Raw genomic sequence first — 1,096 nt, 5'->3', positions numbered from 1 at the left:
CCCTCGGCCTATTAGTACCGGTCAGCTCCACCCATTACTGGGCTTCCACATCCGGCCTATCAACCCAGTCGTCTACTGGGAGCCTTACCCTCTCAAGGAGGTGGGAATACTCATCTCGAAGCAGGCTTCCCGCTTAGATGCTTTCAGCGGTTATCCCTCCCGAACGTAGCCAACCAGCCATGCCCTTGGCAGGACAACTGGCACACCAGAGGTTCGTCCGTCCCGGTCCTCTCGTACTAGGGACAGCCCTTCTCAATATTCCTACGCGCACAGCGGATAGGGACCGAACTGTCTCACGACGTTCTAAACCCAGCTCGCGTACCGCTTTAATGGGCGAACAGCCCAACCCTTGGGACCGACTCCAGCCCCAGGATGCGACGAGCCGACATCGAGGTGCCAAACCATCCCGTCGATATGGACTCTTGGGGAAGATCAGCCTGTTATCCCCGGGGTACCTTTTATCCGTTGAGCGACGGCGCTTCCACAAGCCACCGCCGGATCACTAGTCCCGACTTTCGTCCCTGCTCGACCCGTCGGTCTCACAGTCAAGCTCCCTTGTGCACTTACACTCAACACCTGATTGCCAACCAGGCTGAGGGAACCTTTGGGCGCCTCCGTTACCCTTTGGGAGGCAACCGCCCCAGTTAAACTACCCATCAGACACTGTCCCTGATCCGGATCACGGACCCAGGTTAGACATCCAGCACGACCAGAGTGGTATTTCAACGGCGACTCCACAACCACTGGCGTGGCTGCTTCAAAGTCTCCCACCTATCCTACACAAGCCGAACCGAACACCAATATCAAACTGTAGTAAAGGTCCCGGGGTCTTTCCGTCCTGCTGCGCGAAACGAGCATCTTTACTCGTAGTGCAATTTCACCGGGCCTATGGTTGAGACAGTCGAGAAGTCGTTACGCCATTCGTGCAGGTCGGAACTTACCCGACAAGGAATTTCGCTACCTTAGGATGGTTATAGTTACCACCGCCGTTTACTGGCGCTTAAGTTCTCAGCTTCGCAACCCCGAAAGGTCACTAACCGGTCCCCTTAACGTTCCAGCACCGGGCAGGCGTCAGTCCGTATACATCGCCTTACGG

Annotated in this window: 1 rRNA gene; it reads right to left on the bottom strand. The window is 56.4% G+C overall.

Features of this window, described 5'->3' with window-relative positions:
* Window positions 1-3 precede the first annotated feature (3 nt).
* A 23S ribosomal RNA gene (locus ACFW1I_RS38390) occupies window positions 4-1,096 on the bottom strand; the annotation flags it as partial.

The organism is Streptomyces sp. NPDC058955, from assembly GCF_042741435.1.
In the GTDB taxonomy this organism is placed as follows: domain Bacteria; phylum Actinomycetota; class Actinomycetes; order Streptomycetales; family Streptomycetaceae; genus Streptomyces.
This window is presented reverse-complemented; position numbering and strand designations above follow the sequence as displayed.